The organism is Acinetobacter sp. AHP123 (genome assembly GCF_023757925.1).
In the GTDB taxonomy this organism is placed as follows: domain Bacteria; phylum Pseudomonadota; class Gammaproteobacteria; order Pseudomonadales; family Moraxellaceae; genus Acinetobacter; species Acinetobacter oleivorans.
Map to the genome: position 1 here is coordinate 2524838 of NZ_CP092454.1, position 16842 is coordinate 2541679.

Annotated in this window: 15 protein-coding genes; 3 read left to right on the plus strand and 12 right to left on the minus strand. The window is 37.1% G+C overall.

What is annotated here, in order from left to right; all coding sequences use genetic code 11:
• Positions 1 to 18 precede the first annotated feature (18 nt).
• Positions 19 to 1221, minus strand: coding sequence for an MFS transporter (locus tag MJX77_RS12030; protein WP_252059186.1), 1203 nt, complete (start codon positions 1219 to 1221; stop codon positions 19 to 21).
• 133 nt (positions 1222 to 1354) lie between these two features.
• On the opposite strand from MJX77_RS12030, the gene MJX77_RS12035 reads away from it, so the two are divergent.
• Positions 1355 to 1927 (plus strand): TetR/AcrR family transcriptional regulator, encoded by a 573-nt coding sequence (locus MJX77_RS12035; protein WP_005306800.1) that lies wholly within the window; start codon positions 1355 to 1357, stop codon positions 1925 to 1927.
• A 446-nt stretch (positions 1928 to 2373) separates the two neighbouring features.
• Entirely contained in the window at positions 2374 to 3672 is a 1299-nt protein-coding gene (locus tag MJX77_RS12040) for a dicarboxylate/amino acid:cation symporter (protein ID WP_004791418.1), read from the plus strand.
• 172 nt (positions 3673 to 3844) lie between these two features.
• Here the strand turns inward: MJX77_RS12040 and MJX77_RS12045 are convergent, their stop codons facing one another.
• The 11 genes from MJX77_RS12045 to MJX77_RS12095 form a co-directional block, all read right to left on the minus strand.
• The gene (locus MJX77_RS12045) at positions 3845 to 4048 is read right to left on the minus strand and encodes a hypothetical protein (RefSeq protein ID WP_003652518.1); all 204 of its coding nucleotides are present in this window, start codon (positions 4046 to 4048) and stop codon (positions 3845 to 3847) included.
• Positions 4049 to 4393: 345 nt separating this feature from the next.
• A complete protein-coding gene (gene gloB, locus MJX77_RS12050) occupies positions 4394 to 5125 on the minus strand; it encodes a hydroxyacylglutathione hydrolase (RefSeq protein WP_252059187.1) in 732 nt (243 codons plus the stop codon).
• A 161-nt stretch (positions 5126 to 5286) separates the two neighbouring features.
• Positions 5287 to 5982: a methionine ABC transporter permease gene (locus tag MJX77_RS12055; protein WP_004791423.1), complete on the minus strand. Its 696-nt coding sequence runs from the start codon at positions 5980 to 5982 to the stop codon at positions 5287 to 5289.
• Positions 5979 to 7004, minus strand: a complete 1026-nt coding sequence (locus MJX77_RS12060) for a methionine ABC transporter ATP-binding protein (protein WP_005306792.1) — start codon at positions 7002 to 7004, stop codon at positions 5979 to 5981. Before MJX77_RS12060 ends, MJX77_RS12055 begins: the two co-directional genes overlap by 4 nt.
• Positions 7005 to 7079: 75 nt before the next feature.
• Positions 7080 to 7952, minus strand: coding sequence for a MetQ/NlpA family ABC transporter substrate-binding protein (locus tag MJX77_RS12065; protein WP_252059188.1), 873 nt, complete (start codon positions 7950 to 7952; stop codon positions 7080 to 7082).
• A gap of 486 nt (positions 7953 to 8438) precedes the next feature.
• Positions 8439 to 9722, minus strand: coding sequence for a phosphoribosylamine--glycine ligase (gene purD, locus MJX77_RS12070; protein ID WP_013197324.1), 1284 nt, complete (start codon positions 9720 to 9722; stop codon positions 8439 to 8441).
• 124 nt (positions 9723 to 9846) lie between these two features.
• Complete coding sequence (gene purH, locus MJX77_RS12075; protein WP_252059189.1) at positions 9847 to 11421, minus strand: bifunctional phosphoribosylaminoimidazolecarboxamide formyltransferase/IMP cyclohydrolase; 1575 nt, start codon at positions 11419 to 11421, stop codon at positions 9847 to 9849.
• 85 nt (positions 11422 to 11506) lie between these two features.
• Positions 11507 to 11776 (minus strand): DNA-binding transcriptional regulator Fis, encoded by a 270-nt coding sequence (fis, locus tag MJX77_RS12080; protein WP_001086304.1) that lies wholly within the window; start codon positions 11774 to 11776, stop codon positions 11507 to 11509.
• Positions 11777 to 12152: 376 nt separating this feature from the next.
• Positions 12153 to 12998 carry a DUF3426 domain-containing protein gene (locus MJX77_RS12085; protein ID WP_151767628.1) on the minus strand — a complete coding sequence of 282 codons (846 nt, stop codon included), beginning with the start codon at positions 12996 to 12998 and terminating at the stop codon, positions 12153 to 12155.
• A 12-nt stretch (positions 12999 to 13010) separates the two neighbouring features.
• Positions 13011 to 13916, minus strand: a complete 906-nt coding sequence (gene prmA, locus MJX77_RS12090; RefSeq protein WP_005306779.1) for a 50S ribosomal protein L11 methyltransferase — start codon at positions 13914 to 13916, stop codon at positions 13011 to 13013.
• Positions 13917 to 14071: 155 nt separating this feature from the next.
• A complete protein-coding gene (locus MJX77_RS12095) occupies positions 14072 to 14365 on the minus strand; it encodes a lipase chaperone (RefSeq protein WP_013197328.1) in 294 nt (97 codons plus the stop codon).
• Positions 14366 to 14596: 231 nt separating this feature from the next.
• Between MJX77_RS12095 and mnmG the strand changes: the two genes are divergently transcribed.
• Positions 14597 to 16477 carry a tRNA uridine-5-carboxymethylaminomethyl(34) synthesis enzyme MnmG gene (gene mnmG, locus MJX77_RS12100; protein ID WP_013197329.1) on the plus strand — a complete coding sequence of 627 codons (1881 nt, stop codon included), beginning with the start codon at positions 14597 to 14599 and terminating at the stop codon, positions 16475 to 16477.
• Positions 16478 to 16842: the final 365 nt, after the last annotated feature.

Consider the following 16842-nt stretch of genomic DNA (forward strand, 5'->3'; position numbering starts at 1 on the left):
GGCTGTTTTTTTTAATCCTTATTCACGTTTAATATTTTTAAAAATCATTAGAAGGGCAATCAGTGCAAGACCAATAATTAAACTCATATAAATATTGGCACTGTTCATAAGTCCGATTTTACCCACAAAGTAGCCTGCCAGAATTGCTGGAACACTAAAAGCCAAATAGCTTTCAACAAAAAATGCAGCCATTAAACCTGCGCGTTCTTCGGGTAAAGCGAGGGGCATGACTGTGCGAATTGCTCCCATAAAAGCTGTACCAAAACCCACTCCGGTAATAATAGAACCAATAAGTAGAACCACGGCACTTGTAAAATTGATCGCTAAAAATAAAACGGTTGCACCAATAATGATGGATAAGGTGCCCGTGAGCAAAATACGAAAATTAGTAGATTTTCTAAGCGTCAGAATCCCTGCCGCACCTGAAAGGGCGAGCGCCATAAACATACTGCCGTTTAGCCAAGCTGAAGATGTCTGAAAAATTTTTGCCAGTAAAGAGGGCATAAGTGATAAGAAAAAACCACTCACCATCCAAAGCGCAATATTAATAGGACTAATACTTAATAGAGCACCTCTTGCTTGATGAGGAATAGCCATGTTGGGTTTTAATGAAGCCAAAGCTCCTGATCTTTTGCGTACAGTCTCAGGGTTAAAGAAACTTAGAATAAGTTCAAATGCAAACAAAACACATAAGAGTTCAAAAACCAAATGTAAGGGTTGAGCTGAAAATTGCAGAATAAAACATGTAATAAAAACGCCTACTGCCATTCCGACCATTGGAGCAATACTATTAATTAGGGAACCATGATGCTTACTAAAATCTAAAATTGCAGCTCCAATTGCAGAAACAGCAAGACCTGTTGCGATACCTTGTAAGCCACGCGCAATAAATAACATAAAAACATCTGAGGCAAAAAGGAAAAAGCTCATTGAAGCGATTTGCAAAAAAATTGCTGAAATAATGACGGGCCGACGTCCGATATAATCAGATAAAGAACCAATAATGAGTAAAGAAGCAAGTAAGGTAAACGCGTAGGTTGCAAAAATTAAAGTTAAGATAACGGGCGAAAATTGCCATATCTGCTGATACAAACGATATAAAGGCGTAGGGGCACTAGACGCCGCCATAAAGGTCATAAGCGTGATTGTGTTTAAGGTCAATGCTACTGTTGAATCTAACTGAAAAACTGATCCAGACCGTTTTGAACTTGAATTGTTCATATAAGATGAATAACATAAAAGCGAATATTTAGCTTTTATACATGATTTTTACACTAAAGCAAATCCTTAGCTTTAGTGTATTTTGTATATACAAATATTATTTTAATCGTTTTTATTGAAGTAGAGCTAATTAATGGCAAAAGTTGTTACTGGGTTACGCCCGGGTGGTCGTAGTGAAAGAATTCAAACTGCGGTACATCAAGCAGTAAAAGAGCTTCAAAAAAATCTGGAGCAAAGCCAAATTACTATACCCATGATTGCTGATGAAGCAGGTGTAACACCTTCTACAATTTATCGTCGTTGGGGAGATATCAATCAGTTATTTTCAGATGTTGCTCTTAATGAGCTGAAACCCGATATGGAGCCAAAAGATTTAGGCTCATTTCAGCTTGATATCACGACATGGGTCGAACAATATTTTGAAGAGTACTCTTCTGAAGTAGGACAAACACTGCTACGAGATTTGCTATATGCAACTGAATCTTCAAACGCTCGAAAGTGCGAAACTTTAATCGTTCAACAACTTGATATTATTCAAGCCAGAGCTAAGGCACGTAGTGAATTAACTATAGAAAATCAAGAAATTATCGAAGCTGTTATTGCACCTATGTTATTCCGCATCTTATTCACTGATCGTACATTAAGCTTAGACTATGTCCATATTTTATTAGAGCGGTTATTTAAGGCCCACCCTAATTTTAATTAATTTATCACAGCTTATTAGTGTAATTTTTTAACAAGAAATAGGCATTTTCTCTTGTTAAAAAATTATATATCAATTTTTCTTATTATTTTTAAATTAAATTTTCATAATTTATAATTTACATGTTTTTAATAAAGTCATTTATTTAATAAATGATAGTCCTGAATCAGTTAAACAAGTTATTAAAGCCGGTTTTATTAACTTAAATAGAGTTTAATTTTAATATAAACAATAATTTAATCTTATTTTTAATAAATTTTATAATTTTTTAAATCTTAAAATAAAAAGTATTCTATACAAATTAATGCATGATTTTTGAATTTGACATTTTTTAAATTTATAACACAGGGTGTTTTTTATTCTTTACAATGGCTTTTCCTTGTTAAAGCAGCTTGTGGTGCTAGCTTTATATTTTATTTTTTTATCCCCATCGAAAAGGTATTTAGATAATGGATTTCAATACCCTTGACCAAGAAACGGTACAGAAAAAACAGAAATTTCACCAAATTTTGTATGTACAGGTCATTTTTGCAATTATTTTGGGCATTTTAATTGGTCATTTTTACCCAGAACTTGGCGAAAGTTTAAAACCGCTTGGTGATGCATTCATCAAGATCGTTAAAATGATTATTGCTCCCGTCATCTTTTTAACAGTTGTTACAGGCATTGCCAGTATGACAAACATGAGCCGTGTGGGTCGTGTAACTGGTAAAGCGATGCTTTATTTTCTGACCTTCTCAAGCTTGGCTCTTGTGGTTGGTATGATTGTGGCAAATATTATCCAACCGGGTAAAGGCCTTAACATCGATCCTGCTACCTTAGTCAACGATAAAGTAAATACTTACGTTGAGAAGGCACATGCAACAAATATTACCGACTTCTTCATGAATATTATCCCGCAAACCTTAGTCAGTCCTCTGGCTGGTGGCGAGATTTTGCAGGTGTTATTTGTAGCGGTGTTATTTGGTATTTCTTTAGCTGCTTTAGGCGACCGAGCGCGCCCAATTACCGATTTTTTAAATAACTTAACAGCTCCAGTTTTCTATTTGGTCGGTATGTTAATGAAGCTTGCTCCAATTGGTGCTTTTGGTGCAATGGCTTTTACCATCGGTGCTTATGGAATCGAATCAATTGGTAATTTATTACTATTAATTATGACGTTCTATATTACTGCGGTGTTATTTGTCGTAGTGATCTTAGGTGCAGTAGCTCGTTACAACGGTTTTTCAATTATTCATTTAATTCGTTATATCAAAGATGAACTTTGGTTGGTTTTAGGAACAAGTTCTTCAGAAGCAGCTTTGCCATCTTTAATGGACAAAATGCAAAAAGCAGGTTGTGAAAAATCGGTGGTAGGTTTAGTCATTCCAACAGGTTATTCATTTAACCTTGATGGTACAAATATCTACATGACTATGGCAGCTCTGTTTATTGCACAAGCGTGTAATGTAGATTTATCAATTAGTGAACAAATTGCATTGCTTCTTGTTGCAATGGTAAGTTCTAAAGGTGCAGCAGGGGTGACTGGTGCAGGCTTTATTACTCTGGCTGCAACTCTATCCGTTGTGCCGGCTGTTCCTGTCGCAGGTATGGCTTTAATTCTTGGTATCGACCGTTTTATGTCTGAATGCCGTGCATTAACAAACTTAGTTGGTAATGCTTGTGCAACAATTGTGGTGGCACGTTGGGATAAGGCTTTAGATAAAGATCTTCTTGATAAAGCATTAAAGAACCATAAAGCAGATTAACCTTACAAAATAAAAAAATCTGTAGCTAAGGGCAATTTGGGAGAGTAGCCCTGCTACAGATTTTTTATTTAATAACTAAAAAATATATTTTAATTAAGCCATTCTAAAGTTCTGCAACATTACTTGTCTTTCAAGAAAGACCGTACTGTAATTAAAATCAAGTCGTAAAAAATTATGCTTTTAAGTGATCCTCAAACTCTTCACCTAATTGCATAGCTAATGAATTACCTGCTAACTCACAAGTGACCAAACCATATTCTTTTTTAAAACTAAAAGTAAAACCTTTCCCGTCAGCGAGATTTTTAACTGAATACCCTAACTTTTCTAACCAAATGCGAAACGCAATCAAATTTTTAGCTTTAACAACCTTTTTCACGTGAGAACTCCTTCTATCCGTGGCATTACATCTTATTTATTAATAGGGTTTTAATTGGATTTTTTAAAGGGGTAAAACTTTTTTTTATTTTTCAACTTGTAAAAAAGTAAGAAAAGATTTCATTTTCATAAAATAATAAATTAATTATATATATGAAAAATAATAACTTTTTATTTAAAGAGCTGTCTTCTTGAGTGTTTTTGAAAATATAAATTCAACGTTATTTTTAGAATAGTGAGCAAATAAAAAACAGAGTAAATGTAAAATATAATTACAGGCAACAGCTAATAGGCAAAAAGATACAGTTCTTAAAATGAAACCGTATCTTTTTTTTAAAGCTCAATTTTAGAAATTATCTTTAAGAGTACGTATATGTGCAAAGTCTTCAACACTTTCTGCGCGAAGAAAGGGATTGGTTGCCAATTCAAGTTCAATCGTACTTGGTAGCGTGATTAAACCTTGTTTACGTAGTTCTCGGACTTCTTGAGCTCGTTCTGCTAAGGCAAGATTATGCGGTTCTACCGTTAAAGCAAATTCGGCATTTGAAAGCGTGTATTCATGTGTGCAATAAACTTTTGTGTTGGTTGGTAATGCTGCTAGACGACTCAGTGAGTGATACATTTGTTCAGCCGTACCTTCAAATAAGCGACCACATCCCATTGCAAATAAAGTATCACCACAAAATACAGCTTCTAATTCTTCAATAAAATATACAATGTGCCCTAAGGTATGACCTGGAGTTGCAATAATCTCTACTTTTAAATCATTAAATTTTAGATGATCATCATGTTGTAAGGGGTGGGTAATTCCCGGAATCTTTGAGAGCTCATCACGGGGACCATAGACAGTAATATTTTGAGCAGCCGTTAAATCAGCAACACCACCTATATGGTCTTTATGCCAATGAGTAAGCCAAATTTGTTTTAAATTTAACTGATGCTTCTGACAAAATTGGGTGACTAGTTCTGCTTCTGTTGGGTCAACTGCTACAGCTTCTTGGGTTTCAGTATCTTCTAAAATCCAGATATAGTTTTGGAGGGCATTCTGCACATCAATAAAATGAATTCTATAACGCATTGTTTTATCCTGAAACTAAATCCAAAGAGTAAATGAATAATAATGACTAAATCTGATCATACCAGAAAATGGTATTGAGCCATGTACTCAACTATCTTTAAGAAAAGAGTTGTATAAAACAAAAAAAGCCCTCTAGAAGAGAGCTTTTTTGTATGGATGACTTAACGGAGTTTAGCGAGCCAGTTTCCTAGCGTTTGTACAATCTGTACTAATAGTAATAGGATAATGACTGTTAAAATCACAACGCTTGTATCAAAACGTTGATAACCATAAGAAATCGCTAAATCACCAATACCACCTGCACCAACTGCACCAGCCATAGCGGTTGCACCGATAAGACTGATTGTCGCTGTTGTAAGGTTTAAAATGAGCGAACTGCGTGCTTCAGGCAAAATAAAGCGATAGATAATTTGCCAAGGTGTAGCACCCATTGCTTGAGCAGATTCAATAATTCCTTCATTGACTTCAAGCAATGAAGTTTCAATCAGACGTCCCATATAAGGACCAACATAAATAGTCAATGGAACAATAGCTGCCCATGTACCAATTGAAGTACCTACTAATAGCTTAGTAAGAGGAATCACTGCAATAAGTAAAATAATAAAAGGGAGGGAGCGTAAAGCATTTACAATTGGATTAAGTAAATGATAAATCACTTTATTCGGTAAAATGCCCTCTGGACGGGTAACTAATAAAATAATTCCCTGAATAAATCCCCAAATACCACCAAACAAAAGTGCGAAGAAAACCATATTAAAGGTTTCTTGCAAAGCTGTAACGAATTGATCAATAGAAAGGGAGCTGTGCCAGAAAGGTTGAGTAAGTTCAGTTAACCATTGTACGATTAAATCTCTCATACTTGATCTCCTGATTGAACTACACCTACTTCATTTTGTTCCAAAAACTCAATAGCTTGTTTGATGAGCTGAGGATCACCTAAAAGCTGCACAAACATTTGACCAATGACTGTGCCATTAATTTCAGTCATATTAGCAAATAAAATATTTAAGCTAATATCGAATTGTTTAATTAGTGACTGAATTACAGGTTCTTGAGCAGAACGTCCTAAAAATTGTAAGCAGTAAATACTATGATGATGCTGGTTTTCGAGCTGATTTAAAATATTTACAGGCAACTGTTGATGTAAAACAGTTTGAATGAAGTTTTTAGTCGTTGGATGTTGAGGTTTACTAAAGATATCAATCGTTGAACCTTGTTCAATGACTTTACCTGCTTCCATCACAGCCACATGATCACAAATAGTTTCAATGACATCCATTTCATGGGTCACCATAACAATCGTGATTTTTTGCTCTTGATTAATTTTCTTCAGCAGTTCTAAAACTGATTTGGTAGTTTGCGGGTCTAGAGCAGAAGTTGCTTCATCACACAAAAGAATTTTTGGATGATTTGCCAAAGCACGGGCAATACCGACACGTTGCTTTTGTCCGCCAGAAAGTTCATCTGGATAAGCATCTTTTTTATGCTTAAGATCAATGAATTCCAATAACTCATTCAGGCGTTTTTCACGTTCTACCTTATTGTAATTCAGTAGGCGCATTGGCATTTCAATATTTTCAGCAACTGTCTTGGTTTGTAGCAAATTGAAGTGCTGGAAAATCATTCCAATACTTGCACGTTCCTGACGTAATGAGCGCGCATCCAAAGCGGTGAAATCTTTCTGATTAATAATGATTTGACCTTCTGTTGGTCGCTCAAGTAGGTTGATCAGGCGGATTAAGGTACTTTTACCTGCACCACTATAGCCAATGATGCCAAAAATACTGCCCTCTGGAATCTCTAAATTGATTTCGTCGAGTGCGCGTATGGTTTGACTTTTGAGCTGATAGTGCTTTGAAATGTTTTTAAATTGAATCATATCTTCAGAAACTATGCTGGAAAGAAAAAACAGGCAAAGAGAATTTGCCTGTTTCATGTTACCGCTATTATATTACTATTTAGCTTCTGAGAGATAGCTGATCGGTTGATCTACGTCAACTTTTGTTCCACCAAAGTGTTCTTCAATGTATTTTTTAACAGCTGCATTGTGGTAAAGCTTACCAACTTTTTGCAAGACAGGATCATTTTTACGTGATTCAGTAGTTGCTAGAACGTTTACACTAATTTTTGAGATTTGATCAATAGGTTCATAGAACATAGAATCTTTGAGTACGTTTAAACCTCCCTCGAGTGCTATGGTATTATTTAATACAACTGCATCAAATTCATTTTTAAGACGTAATGCAGTTTCCATTTTGATTGGTTTGATGTTGATCTTTTTGGGATTTTCGATAACATCAATTGGACTGCCCTGAACAGGATTATAGTCAGCTTTAAGCTTGATTAAGCCAGCAGTTTGTAACAAGAGTAGCGCACGAGATTCGCTGGCAGCATCATCCGGGATTGAAATAATTGCACCTTCAGGAAGTTCTTCAATTTTTTTGTATTTACTTGAATAAATCCCCATTGGCTCAATATAAGTGGTAGAAACCGCTGCAATCTTATCTTGGTTTGATTTATTAAATGCAGTAAGATAAGAATAAGCTTGGAATGCGTTCAAATCTACTTCTTTATTTGCAATTGCTGTATTCATTGAAACGGAGTCTGAGAAGTTTTTTACTTCTAACTTCAGTCCAGCAGCTTGGGTTTCAGGTAAAGATGCGATATAACGCCAAATGTCAGCATCTGAACCTGTAGAGGCAATCACTACAGTTTGTACTTGTGAGCTATCATTGTTTTGTTCGGCTTGTTGAGCATTTTCTTGTTTGCTACATGCTGTCAATAATACTACTGACATGCTTAAAAAAAGGCTGATCAGCTTTTTCATTTAAAAAAGTCCTGATTAAGATATAGAACAATAACGATTGATCTATATCAATATGAAAAGAGAGGAGTTGGAATTACAACTAGTCTAAACTCTGTGATCTTTTTCTGGGGTTCCATAATTTGCTTGCATATTTTGGCTATAACAGAGGGTAATTGTTTAATAAACAAAAACTGTTTCCCCAAACAGTTCATCCCCAACAGTAGCCAAACGAGCATTCATAAATTTAGAATATTAAAAAACTCTCTACAGTCATAATGTGTAGAGCAAGTCTTTATGGAAATTATTAAAACAGCAGTGTCTGATGACAGTTACAACGTTATGCTAATGATATCAATAAAAGTATGCTTGATATAGGGGGCTTCTTTTTATTTGTTGATATCTTTAGCAAAATTTTAAAGATTTATACGATTTTCTTATATCGTGATACGTAATAAAAAAGCCTCTATATAGAGGCTTTTTTATTAGCATTTTAAACTTGTAGGTTTTTTAAGCTTTTTCACGTGCAATTGCGCGGTAGCCAATGTCATTACGATATTGCATACCAGTAAAGGTAACTTGACCACATACTTCTAGCGCATTAATTTGTGCTTCAAGAACGCTGTCGCCCAATGCTGTTACGCAAAGAACTCGACCACCAGAAGTCACGATATGACCATCTTCACGAGTTGCAGTACCTGCATGGAAAATTTTAGTATCTTCAGGTGATTGTCCGATACCAGAAATTACATCGCCTTTGCGTACACTATCCGGATAGCCTTCAGCTGCGAGTACAATACCGATTGACTTACGCTCATCCCATTCAGCTTCTTTTGGTAAATTACCAGCAATACCAGCTTCTACCAATTCAACAAGAGATGATTTTAAACGCATCATGATCGGTTGAGTTTCTGGGTCGCCAAAACGACAGTTAAACTCGATCACACGTGGTTGGCCTTGCTCATCAATCATTAGACCAGCATATAAGAAACCAGTGTAAACATGTCCATCAGCAGCCATACCATCAACAGTCGGACGCATGATTTCAGTCATAACGCGTTCGAAAATGTCAGAAGTTACCACTGGAGCAGGAGAGTAGGCACCCATACCACCGGTATTAGGACCTTGATCGCCTTCAAAAATACGCTTGTGATCTTGTGAAGTTGCCATTGGTAAAATATTTTTACCATCAATCATACAAATGAAAGAAGCTTCTTCACCCGCAAGGAACTGTTCAATCACAACGCGTGAACCAGCATCACCAAATTTGTTACCAGCAAGCATGTCATCAATTGCTGCAAAAGCTTCTTCGTTGGTCATTGCAACGATTACGCCTTTACCAGCAGCAAGACCATCAGCTTTAATTACAATTGGAGCACCATTTTTTTCAACATATGCTTTAGCTGCATCTACTTCAGTGAAAACGTCATAGAAAGCAGTTGGAATGTTGTGACGCTTTAAGAAGTGCTTAGCAAATGCTTTTGAGCCTTCAAGCTGCGCTGCATATTGAGTAGGTCCCCAAATTTTTAAACCTGCTTCACGTGCAGCATCTACCACGCCATTAACTAATGGTGCTTCTGGGCCGACAATAATAAGATCAACATTATTTTCTTTAGCAAAAGCGATGATTGCTGAGTTGTCTAAAATATCAAGTTGAACATTAACACATTTGTCTTCTGTTGCAGTTCCAGCATTACCTGGCGCAACAAAAACTTGAGTAACATTGGTATCTTGCGCAATTTTCCATGCTAAAGCATGTTCACGACCACCACTACCTAAAACTAAAATATTCATTTTTAATTTGTTCCTTAACTTTAATCCTTTTCATCTCCCTCTATCCCTCAAGTTGGAGAGTTAGCTCCATTATTGTGGAAAACCCTCCTGAATAAAAGGAGGGTTAGGGAGGACTAAATTTAAATTAGTGGCGGAAATGGCGCATACCAGTGAAGACCATTGCAATACCAGCTTCGTCAGCTGCTGCGATTACTTCTTCATCACGCATAGAACCACCTGGTTGAATAATGCATTTAATGCCAGCTTTAGCCGCATTATCAATCCCGTCACGGAACGGGAAGAATGCATCAGATGCCATCACAGCACCTTCAACAACCAAACCTGCATGTTCAGCTTTGATGGCAGCAATACGAGCTGAGTTAACACGGCTCATTTGACCTGCACCAACACCAATAGTCTGGCGATTTTTCGCATAAACAATTGCATTTGATTTTACATATTTTGCAACTTTCCAAGCAAAGATGAGGTCATCAATTTCTTGTTCAGTTGGTGCGCATTTAGTGACTACTTTAAGATCATCTTTAGTAATCATACCTAAGTCTTGATCTTGAACTAATAAACCGCCATTAACGCGTTTGTAGTCAAGTTGTGGTGCACGTGCGTCAATCGCAGGTAATTCCCCACATACTAAAACACGTACGTTTTTCTTAGCGCCAGTAACTTCAAGCACACCATCAGCAATACTTGGAGCAATAATCACTTCAACGAATTGACGGTCAACGATTGCTTGAGCAGTTGCAACATCTAACTCACGGTTAAATGCAATAATGCCACCGAAAGCAGATTCTGGATCTGTTGCATAAGCTAAATCGTAAGCAGCTTTAATGCCGTCTAAAGAAACAGCAACACCACAAGGGTTAGCATGTTTTACAATTACACAAGCAGGTTTTGCGAATGATTTAACACATTCAAGTGCAGCATCTGTGTCAGCAATGTTGTTATAAGACAATTCTTTGCCTTGTAACTGTTTTGCTGTAGAAACTGATGCTTCTTTTGCATTTGCTTCAACGTAAAATGCAGCAGATTGGTGTGGGTTTTCACCGTAACGTAGATCTTGTGCTTTGTTCAATTGAGTATTGAACGTACGAGGGAATAAATCAGCTTCACCTTCGGTCTTACCAACGCGAGCGCCTAAGTAAGAAGCGATCATGCCGTCGTATTGAGCAGTATGTTCAAATGCTTTAACAGCTAAATCAAAACGTGTTTCATAAGAAAGTGAACCAGCAGTTTTTAATTCATTGATTACGGTGTCGTAATCTGAAGCATTTACTACAATACCTACAGAAGCATGGTTTTTAGCAGCTGCGCGAACCATTGTAGGACCACCGATGTCGATATTTTCGATTGCATCAGGAAGAGTACAGTCAGGTTTTGCAACTGTCGCAGCGAATGGATAAAGGTTTACAATAACTAGATCAATCGGATCAATATTGTGTTCTTCCATTACTGCTTCGTCTAAGCCGCGACGAGCAAGAATACCGCCATGAATTTTTGGATGTAATGTCTTAACACGACCATCCATCATTTCAGGGAAGCCAGTATGTTCAGATACTTCAACAACTGCGATGTTATTATCTTTAAGCAACTTGTATGTGCCGCCTGTAGATAATAATTCTACCCCTAAAGCTGCAAGGTTTTGAGCAAATTCGACAATTCCTGTCTTATCAGATACAGAAATCAAAGCACGTTTAATAGTCATGATGTTTAATTCAACAATTTCAAGTCTACGGATTAAAACCAATAAGCATAAAAAAATGCCCACGAAGTCGTGAGCATTTTATCATTTATTCACTCATTAAACCGTGAGCTTTTAACTTTTTACGTAAAGTGCCACGGTTGAGTCCAAGAATCTCTGCAGCACGGGTTTGATTACCACGTGTATATTCAAGAACTACAGATAAAAGAGGTTTCTCCATTTCTGCTAGCACCATGTCATATACCTGAGATGGTTGCTCACCTTGCAATTGTGCAAAATAATGACGAACTGCGCGATCCACGTGGATGCGAAGAGCAACATCAGATTGTGCAGTAAAAATAGGAGATTTGCTATTCATGCGAGTTAATCCGAAAATCAAATACTAACTTGGATAAAGTAGTATATAAATGTGGTCTAAAAATACGGAGTCCTGTTTTAGATCCTAAAACAGTGACTCTAAAACATAAGAACAATTAGCTTGCCATATTTCTTCGTATTGAATAAAAAATAAGCGTAACAATAGTTAAATATTTGTTACAGCTCCCTCAAAAACAAAAAAAGTTAGGCTATGTGCTTAAAGTAGAAAAGCACACATGCTTAACAGTATTTTTTTTGGATTGAGAGCGAGGAGTATATGAGTCAAAGCTTTCGTGGCGCGTATCATACCATTGTCTAGGAAAAAGTGAGCAAATTAACTGCATTTTTTTTTATTTTTTTTTCACTTTTTTTACATTTTAGGGGTGGACAATTTCTAATCGATAATTTAATAGGCTTTTTTTGCTTTTGTTTAGCTCAAATTGGAATCGGAAAGGAGTATCAGAGGGAATGCGTTGAATACCTCGTAAGTTTTCAACAAGATATTGTTGAGGAGTCAATATAATTTCTTCTGTTTTATTTGGCTCTGTTGAAAAACTCAACTTTAGGTTGGGAAGTTCAATACTTTTATCATTCTGATTAAGCAATATGCCTGAGAATTGCGTATGACTTGTGTCAACTTTGCGAAGCTTTAACTTTTCTATATAAATAAGTTGATATTGTTCGGCTGACTTATTGCAGTGCATTATTCCGCAAACATAATTAAACGCATGGCTAACGGTTGGGCTTGCATGCATGAGCTTAGGATTAAACCAGAGAATTTGAAAAGTAAAAACTAAAATTAAAATAAGGTTAGCAGAACTCCAGAGCGTGTAGTACAGCCAACTATGCTTTTTATTATTGTCTTGTTCTTGCGAGGAAGTTTGTTCAGCTAAATTAAGATTTGGTAGGGCGTTAATAGGTTCGTTATGAAAATAATTTAAGTTGTTGAGATAGGTTAAAAGATCAATATTAGAATTTTCAACTTTTTGATCGAAGATATCTAATACGTGCGAATGTGTCATATATCTCGTTTGCATTGAACCATTGGCTAATGTAGATGAGTTAACTATGACAGGGTTTTCAATATTAATCAGATGGGTGAGTGCATTAAAGCTCGAATCACATTTAGGGCAACAAACCATACCCTGAGCAACAGTCAATTGAGTAAGAGATACTTTATAAACTGTTAAACACTTAGGGCAGCGGGTTTGTTTTTCATTCATGAGTTAAAAGTCTCAATTTATTGTTTTACGTTTTCCTGAAATGCGACACCAGTTCTCTTCGCGCTTTTCGACATCTAATATATCAAAAAATTCAGAATAAACACCTGAAACATCAGCAACTTGCTCTTCAATTACACCTGCCAGTGCGAACTCACCCTCAGATTTAATTAAATTTGCAAACTCTGGCGCAAGTGCCATTAATGGACCAGCCAAAATATTTGCAACTAGAACATCTGCTTGCTGAGGTTTGAACTCTTGATCGAATTCTTCAGGAAGGCCTACATATAGTCCATCTAATACCCCATTAAGTTCAGCATTTTGTTTTGTTGCTAAAACAGCTTGTGGGTCAATATCTGTGGCATATACTTTTTTTGCGCCTAATAATAAAGCGGCTACACCTAAAATGCCTGAACCACAACCATAATCAATCACGATCTTATCTTTAACGTCAGTTTTACCTAGCCATTGTAAGCATAAGAAGGTACTTGCATGGTTACCTGTACCAAACGCAAGACCTGGATCTAACTTAATGTTAGTTGCATCAGCTTCTGGTGGCTCTAGCCATTCAGGTACGATCCAGAACTTTTCCCCAATTTGGATTGGTTCGTAATAATCCATCCATGCGCGTTCCCATACTTGGTCTTCAAGTTCTTCGTGACGTATAGGAGCATCTGGAAGTTGAGCTTTTAAGAAAGCTTCTAAAGTGTCGACATCAATTGGGTCTTGTTCGTCTTGTTGATAGATGCCTGTCACGATTACTTTGTTCCATAAAGGTGTTTCACCTGGTAATGGTTCAAGTAAAGCCTGATCTTCAGCATCATCCAGAGTTACGCTTACCGCACCTAGAGACATTAAAAGTGTTTCTGTGAACTCAACTTGTTCTTGATCAACGGTAATGTGTATTTGTAACCACTTCACGAAAAGGACCTAAAAATTTTATTTAAAGGCGTATTGTAGCGGACTAGACCATTTTAAAAAAGAAAGCGGCTCATCTTTAATGAGCCGTCTTTGAAAATACTGATGAGATGTGGCGGGAAATAAATGACTTCTTCTCTACCTTATGTCAAAACCGCTTAAGGAGCAGGGGCTTTAAATTGTAGTTTGCCATTTTCGTTTGGTTCACAAGTACCATTAAAGGTTACACCATTATGGCTATAAGACACCCATTCACCTTGCTGTTTTTTTACACAGGCTCTAAGTTCTTTTTGCGCAACTGATTTGCTCGAATCTGCAGTATGACTAGCTGTTTTACTTGATTTAGCCGTATGTGTCGATTTAGCCGTATGATTCGTCGCAGCGTGGGTAAACGTTACGCCTGAAAAACAAAGGAGAGATGCGGTTAAGATTTTTAACATAGTCGTTTTCATTTTGTGTTCCTTCTCGTTGCGTTAATTTTAAAGTCGTAGAAGTGCTGTACATTTTTTATTCTAAGATGAAAAATTCTTAAAAACATTCACTTTGTATTGAATTCATGCAACAAAATGTCAAAACATGTGGAGTACCGTAAACCATGTGAAGACAATTTTGTAATTATGTACATCAATAAGCAGATAATTTTGCTATAATGTTCCGTCTTTTTTTTCTGGTGTTTTGTACTCATGCACTACCCTAAAGTTTATGATGTTATTGTTATCGGCGGCGGTCACGCAGGTACGGAAGCGGCCCTTGCTGCTGCGCGTATGGGACGACAGACTTTGCTTTTGACCCATAACATTGAGACTTTGGGCCAAATGAGTTGTAACCCAGCAATCGGTGGTATTGGTAAGTCGCATTTAGTGCGCGAAATTGATGCACTTGGTGGCGCAATGGCTTTAGCTGCCGATAAAGGCGGTATTCAGTTCCGTATTTTAAACTCGCGTAAAGGTGCAGCAGTGCGTGCAACACGTGCTCAAGCTGACCGTGTGCGCTATAAAGCTGCCATCCGTGATACTTTGGAAAATCAAGCAAATCTTGATATTTTCCAGCAAGCAGCTGATGACCTGATTGTTGAAGGTGATACAGTTAAAGGTGTGGTTACCCAAATGGGTATTCGCTTTGATGCTAAAACTGTTGTGTTGACTACAGGTACATTCCTAGGCGGTGTAATCCACGTTGGTTTAGAAAAATCAAGCGGTGGTCGTGCGGGTGATCCACCTTCTATTGCACTTGCTCAACGTTTACGTGAATTAAAACTACCTGTTGGTCGCTTAAAAACTGGTACTCCACCACGTATTGATGCACGTTCGGTTGATTTTTCAGTCATGATTCCACAGCCGGGTGATTTCCCGTCTCCGGTCATGTCATTCATGGGTGATGCTTCTATGCACCCAGAACAAGTAAATTGTTATATCACGCATACGAATGAAAAAACCCATGACATTATTCGTGGTGGTTTAGATCGTTCACCAATGTATACAGGTGTTATTGAAGGTGTTGGTCCACGTTACTGCCCATCAATCGAAGATAAAATTCACCGTTTCGCTGATAAAGACTCACATCAAGTATTTTTGGAACCAGAAGGTTTAGATACACACGAGCTTTATCCAAATGGTATTTCGACTTCACTTCCATTTGATGTGCAGTTTGAACTTGTTCGCTCTATTCGTGGTATGGAAAATGCGCATATTTTGCGTCCAGGCTATGCGATTGAATACGATTATTTCAATCCGCAAGCTTTGAAATTCACCCTCGAAACTAAAGCGATCAATGGTCTATATTTTGCTGGCCAAATTAATGGTACGACAGGTTATGAAGAAGCAGGTGCTCAAGGTTTACTTGCTGGCTTAAATGCTGCGCGCCGTGCTTGGGAGCAAGAAGAGTGGACACCTAAGCGTGACCAAGCTTACATGGGCGTATTGGTTGATGACTTGATTACTTTAGGTACAAAAGAGCCATACCGTATGTTTACTTCACGTGCGGAATACCGTTTGATGCTACGTGAAGACAATGCAGATCAGCGTTTAACGACTGTTGGTCGTGAACTTGGTTTGGTTGATGATGTTCGTTGGGCTGCTTATTGTGAAAAAATGGAAGCGGTTGAGCGTGAAACCTCTCGTTTGCAACATTTGTGGGCAGCACCAAATAACCCTATGGGTAAAAAATTCGTTGAAATGACGGGTGCTGACTTAAGTAAAGAATGTAGCGCAATTGATTTGCTTAAACGCCCTAATATTAGCTTTGGTCAAATTGCAGAACTTACGGGTTCTGAAGTTTCTGAGCAGGTTGGTGAGCAAATCGAGATTGCTGTGAAATACGAAGGTTATATTAACCGTCAGCATGAAGATGTGGCACAGTTAAAGCGTCTTGAAGAAACTAAAATTCCTACCGATTTTGATTATGACGTAGTGTCTGGTTTATCTCGCGAAATTACCCAGAAATTAAAAACAGTACTTCCGGAAACATTAGCTCAAGCAAGCCGTATTCCTGGTGTTACACCAGCAGCTGTTCAGCTTGTAATGATCACAATTCGTAAAAACAATATGATTAAGAAAACAGCTTAATCATTTGAATGTAAAAAAGCCCAGTTAAGACTGGGCTTTTTTGTTTTCTGTTCAAAAAATATATGGAAACTTCCTAAGGAAGAAAATAGATTTCGCTTCCTTTTTTTCTTATTTCACATATTTCAGGTAGCCAGTTATATTAAATTCACGTTCAAACAAGAGGGCTTTAACCATGACAATGAAATCAATTCGCTACAATGGATATGAAATGGCATGCCAATGTTCATGTTCAAAATAGCGCAAAAGAAAGAGCAGATCAGTTTTGTAGGGGGAGAACAGATTGATCTGAAACAACTATAAATATAAGAGCCAATATAAAATTAAGAAAATTATAATTCAAAATCTAAAGAGAACCTTATGGTTCT

Bases quoted from the DNA above. Each gene is read 5' to 3' on its own strand.
- MJX77_RS12030 (WP_252059186.1), bottom strand. From the start codon at position 1,221: ATGAACAATTCAAGTTCAAAACGGTCTGGATCAGTTTTTCAGTTAGAT.
- MJX77_RS12035 (WP_005306800.1), top strand. From the start codon at position 1,355: ATGGCAAAAGTTGTTACTGGGTTACGCCCGGGTGGTCGTAGTGAAAGA.
- MJX77_RS12040 (WP_004791418.1), top strand. From the start codon at position 2,374: ATGGATTTCAATACCCTTGACCAAGAAACGGTACAGAAAAAACAGAAA.
- gloB (WP_252059187.1), bottom strand. From the start codon at position 5,125: ATGCGTTATAGAATTCATTTTATTGATGTGCAGAATGCCCTCCAAAAC.
- MJX77_RS12055 (WP_004791423.1), bottom strand. From the start codon at position 5,982: ATGAGAGATTTAATCGTACAATGGTTAACTGAACTTACTCAACCTTTC.
- MJX77_RS12060 (WP_005306792.1), bottom strand. From the start codon at position 7,004: ATGATTCAATTTAAAAACATTTCAAAGCACTATCAGCTCAAAAGTCAA.
- MJX77_RS12065 (WP_252059188.1), bottom strand. From the start codon at position 7,952: ATGAAAAAGCTGATCAGCCTTTTTTTAAGCATGTCAGTAGTATTATTG.
- purD (WP_013197324.1), bottom strand. From the start codon at position 9,722: ATGAATATTTTAGTTTTAGGTAGTGGTGGTCGTGAACATGCTTTAGCA.
- purH (WP_252059189.1), bottom strand. From the start codon at position 11,421: ATGACTATTAAACGTGCTTTGATTTCTGTATCTGATAAGACAGGAATT.
- fis (WP_001086304.1), bottom strand. From the start codon at position 11,776: ATGAATAGCAAATCTCCTATTTTTACTGCACAATCTGATGTTGCTCTT.
- MJX77_RS12085 (WP_151767628.1), bottom strand. From the start codon at position 12,998: ATGAATGAAAAACAAACCCGCTGCCCTAAGTGTTTAACAGTTTATAAA.
- MJX77_RS12095 (WP_013197328.1), bottom strand. From the start codon at position 14,365: ATGAAAACGACTATGTTAAAAATCTTAACCGCATCTCTCCTTTGTTTT.
- mnmG (WP_013197329.1), top strand. From the start codon at position 14,597: ATGCACTACCCTAAAGTTTATGATGTTATTGTTATCGGCGGCGGTCAC.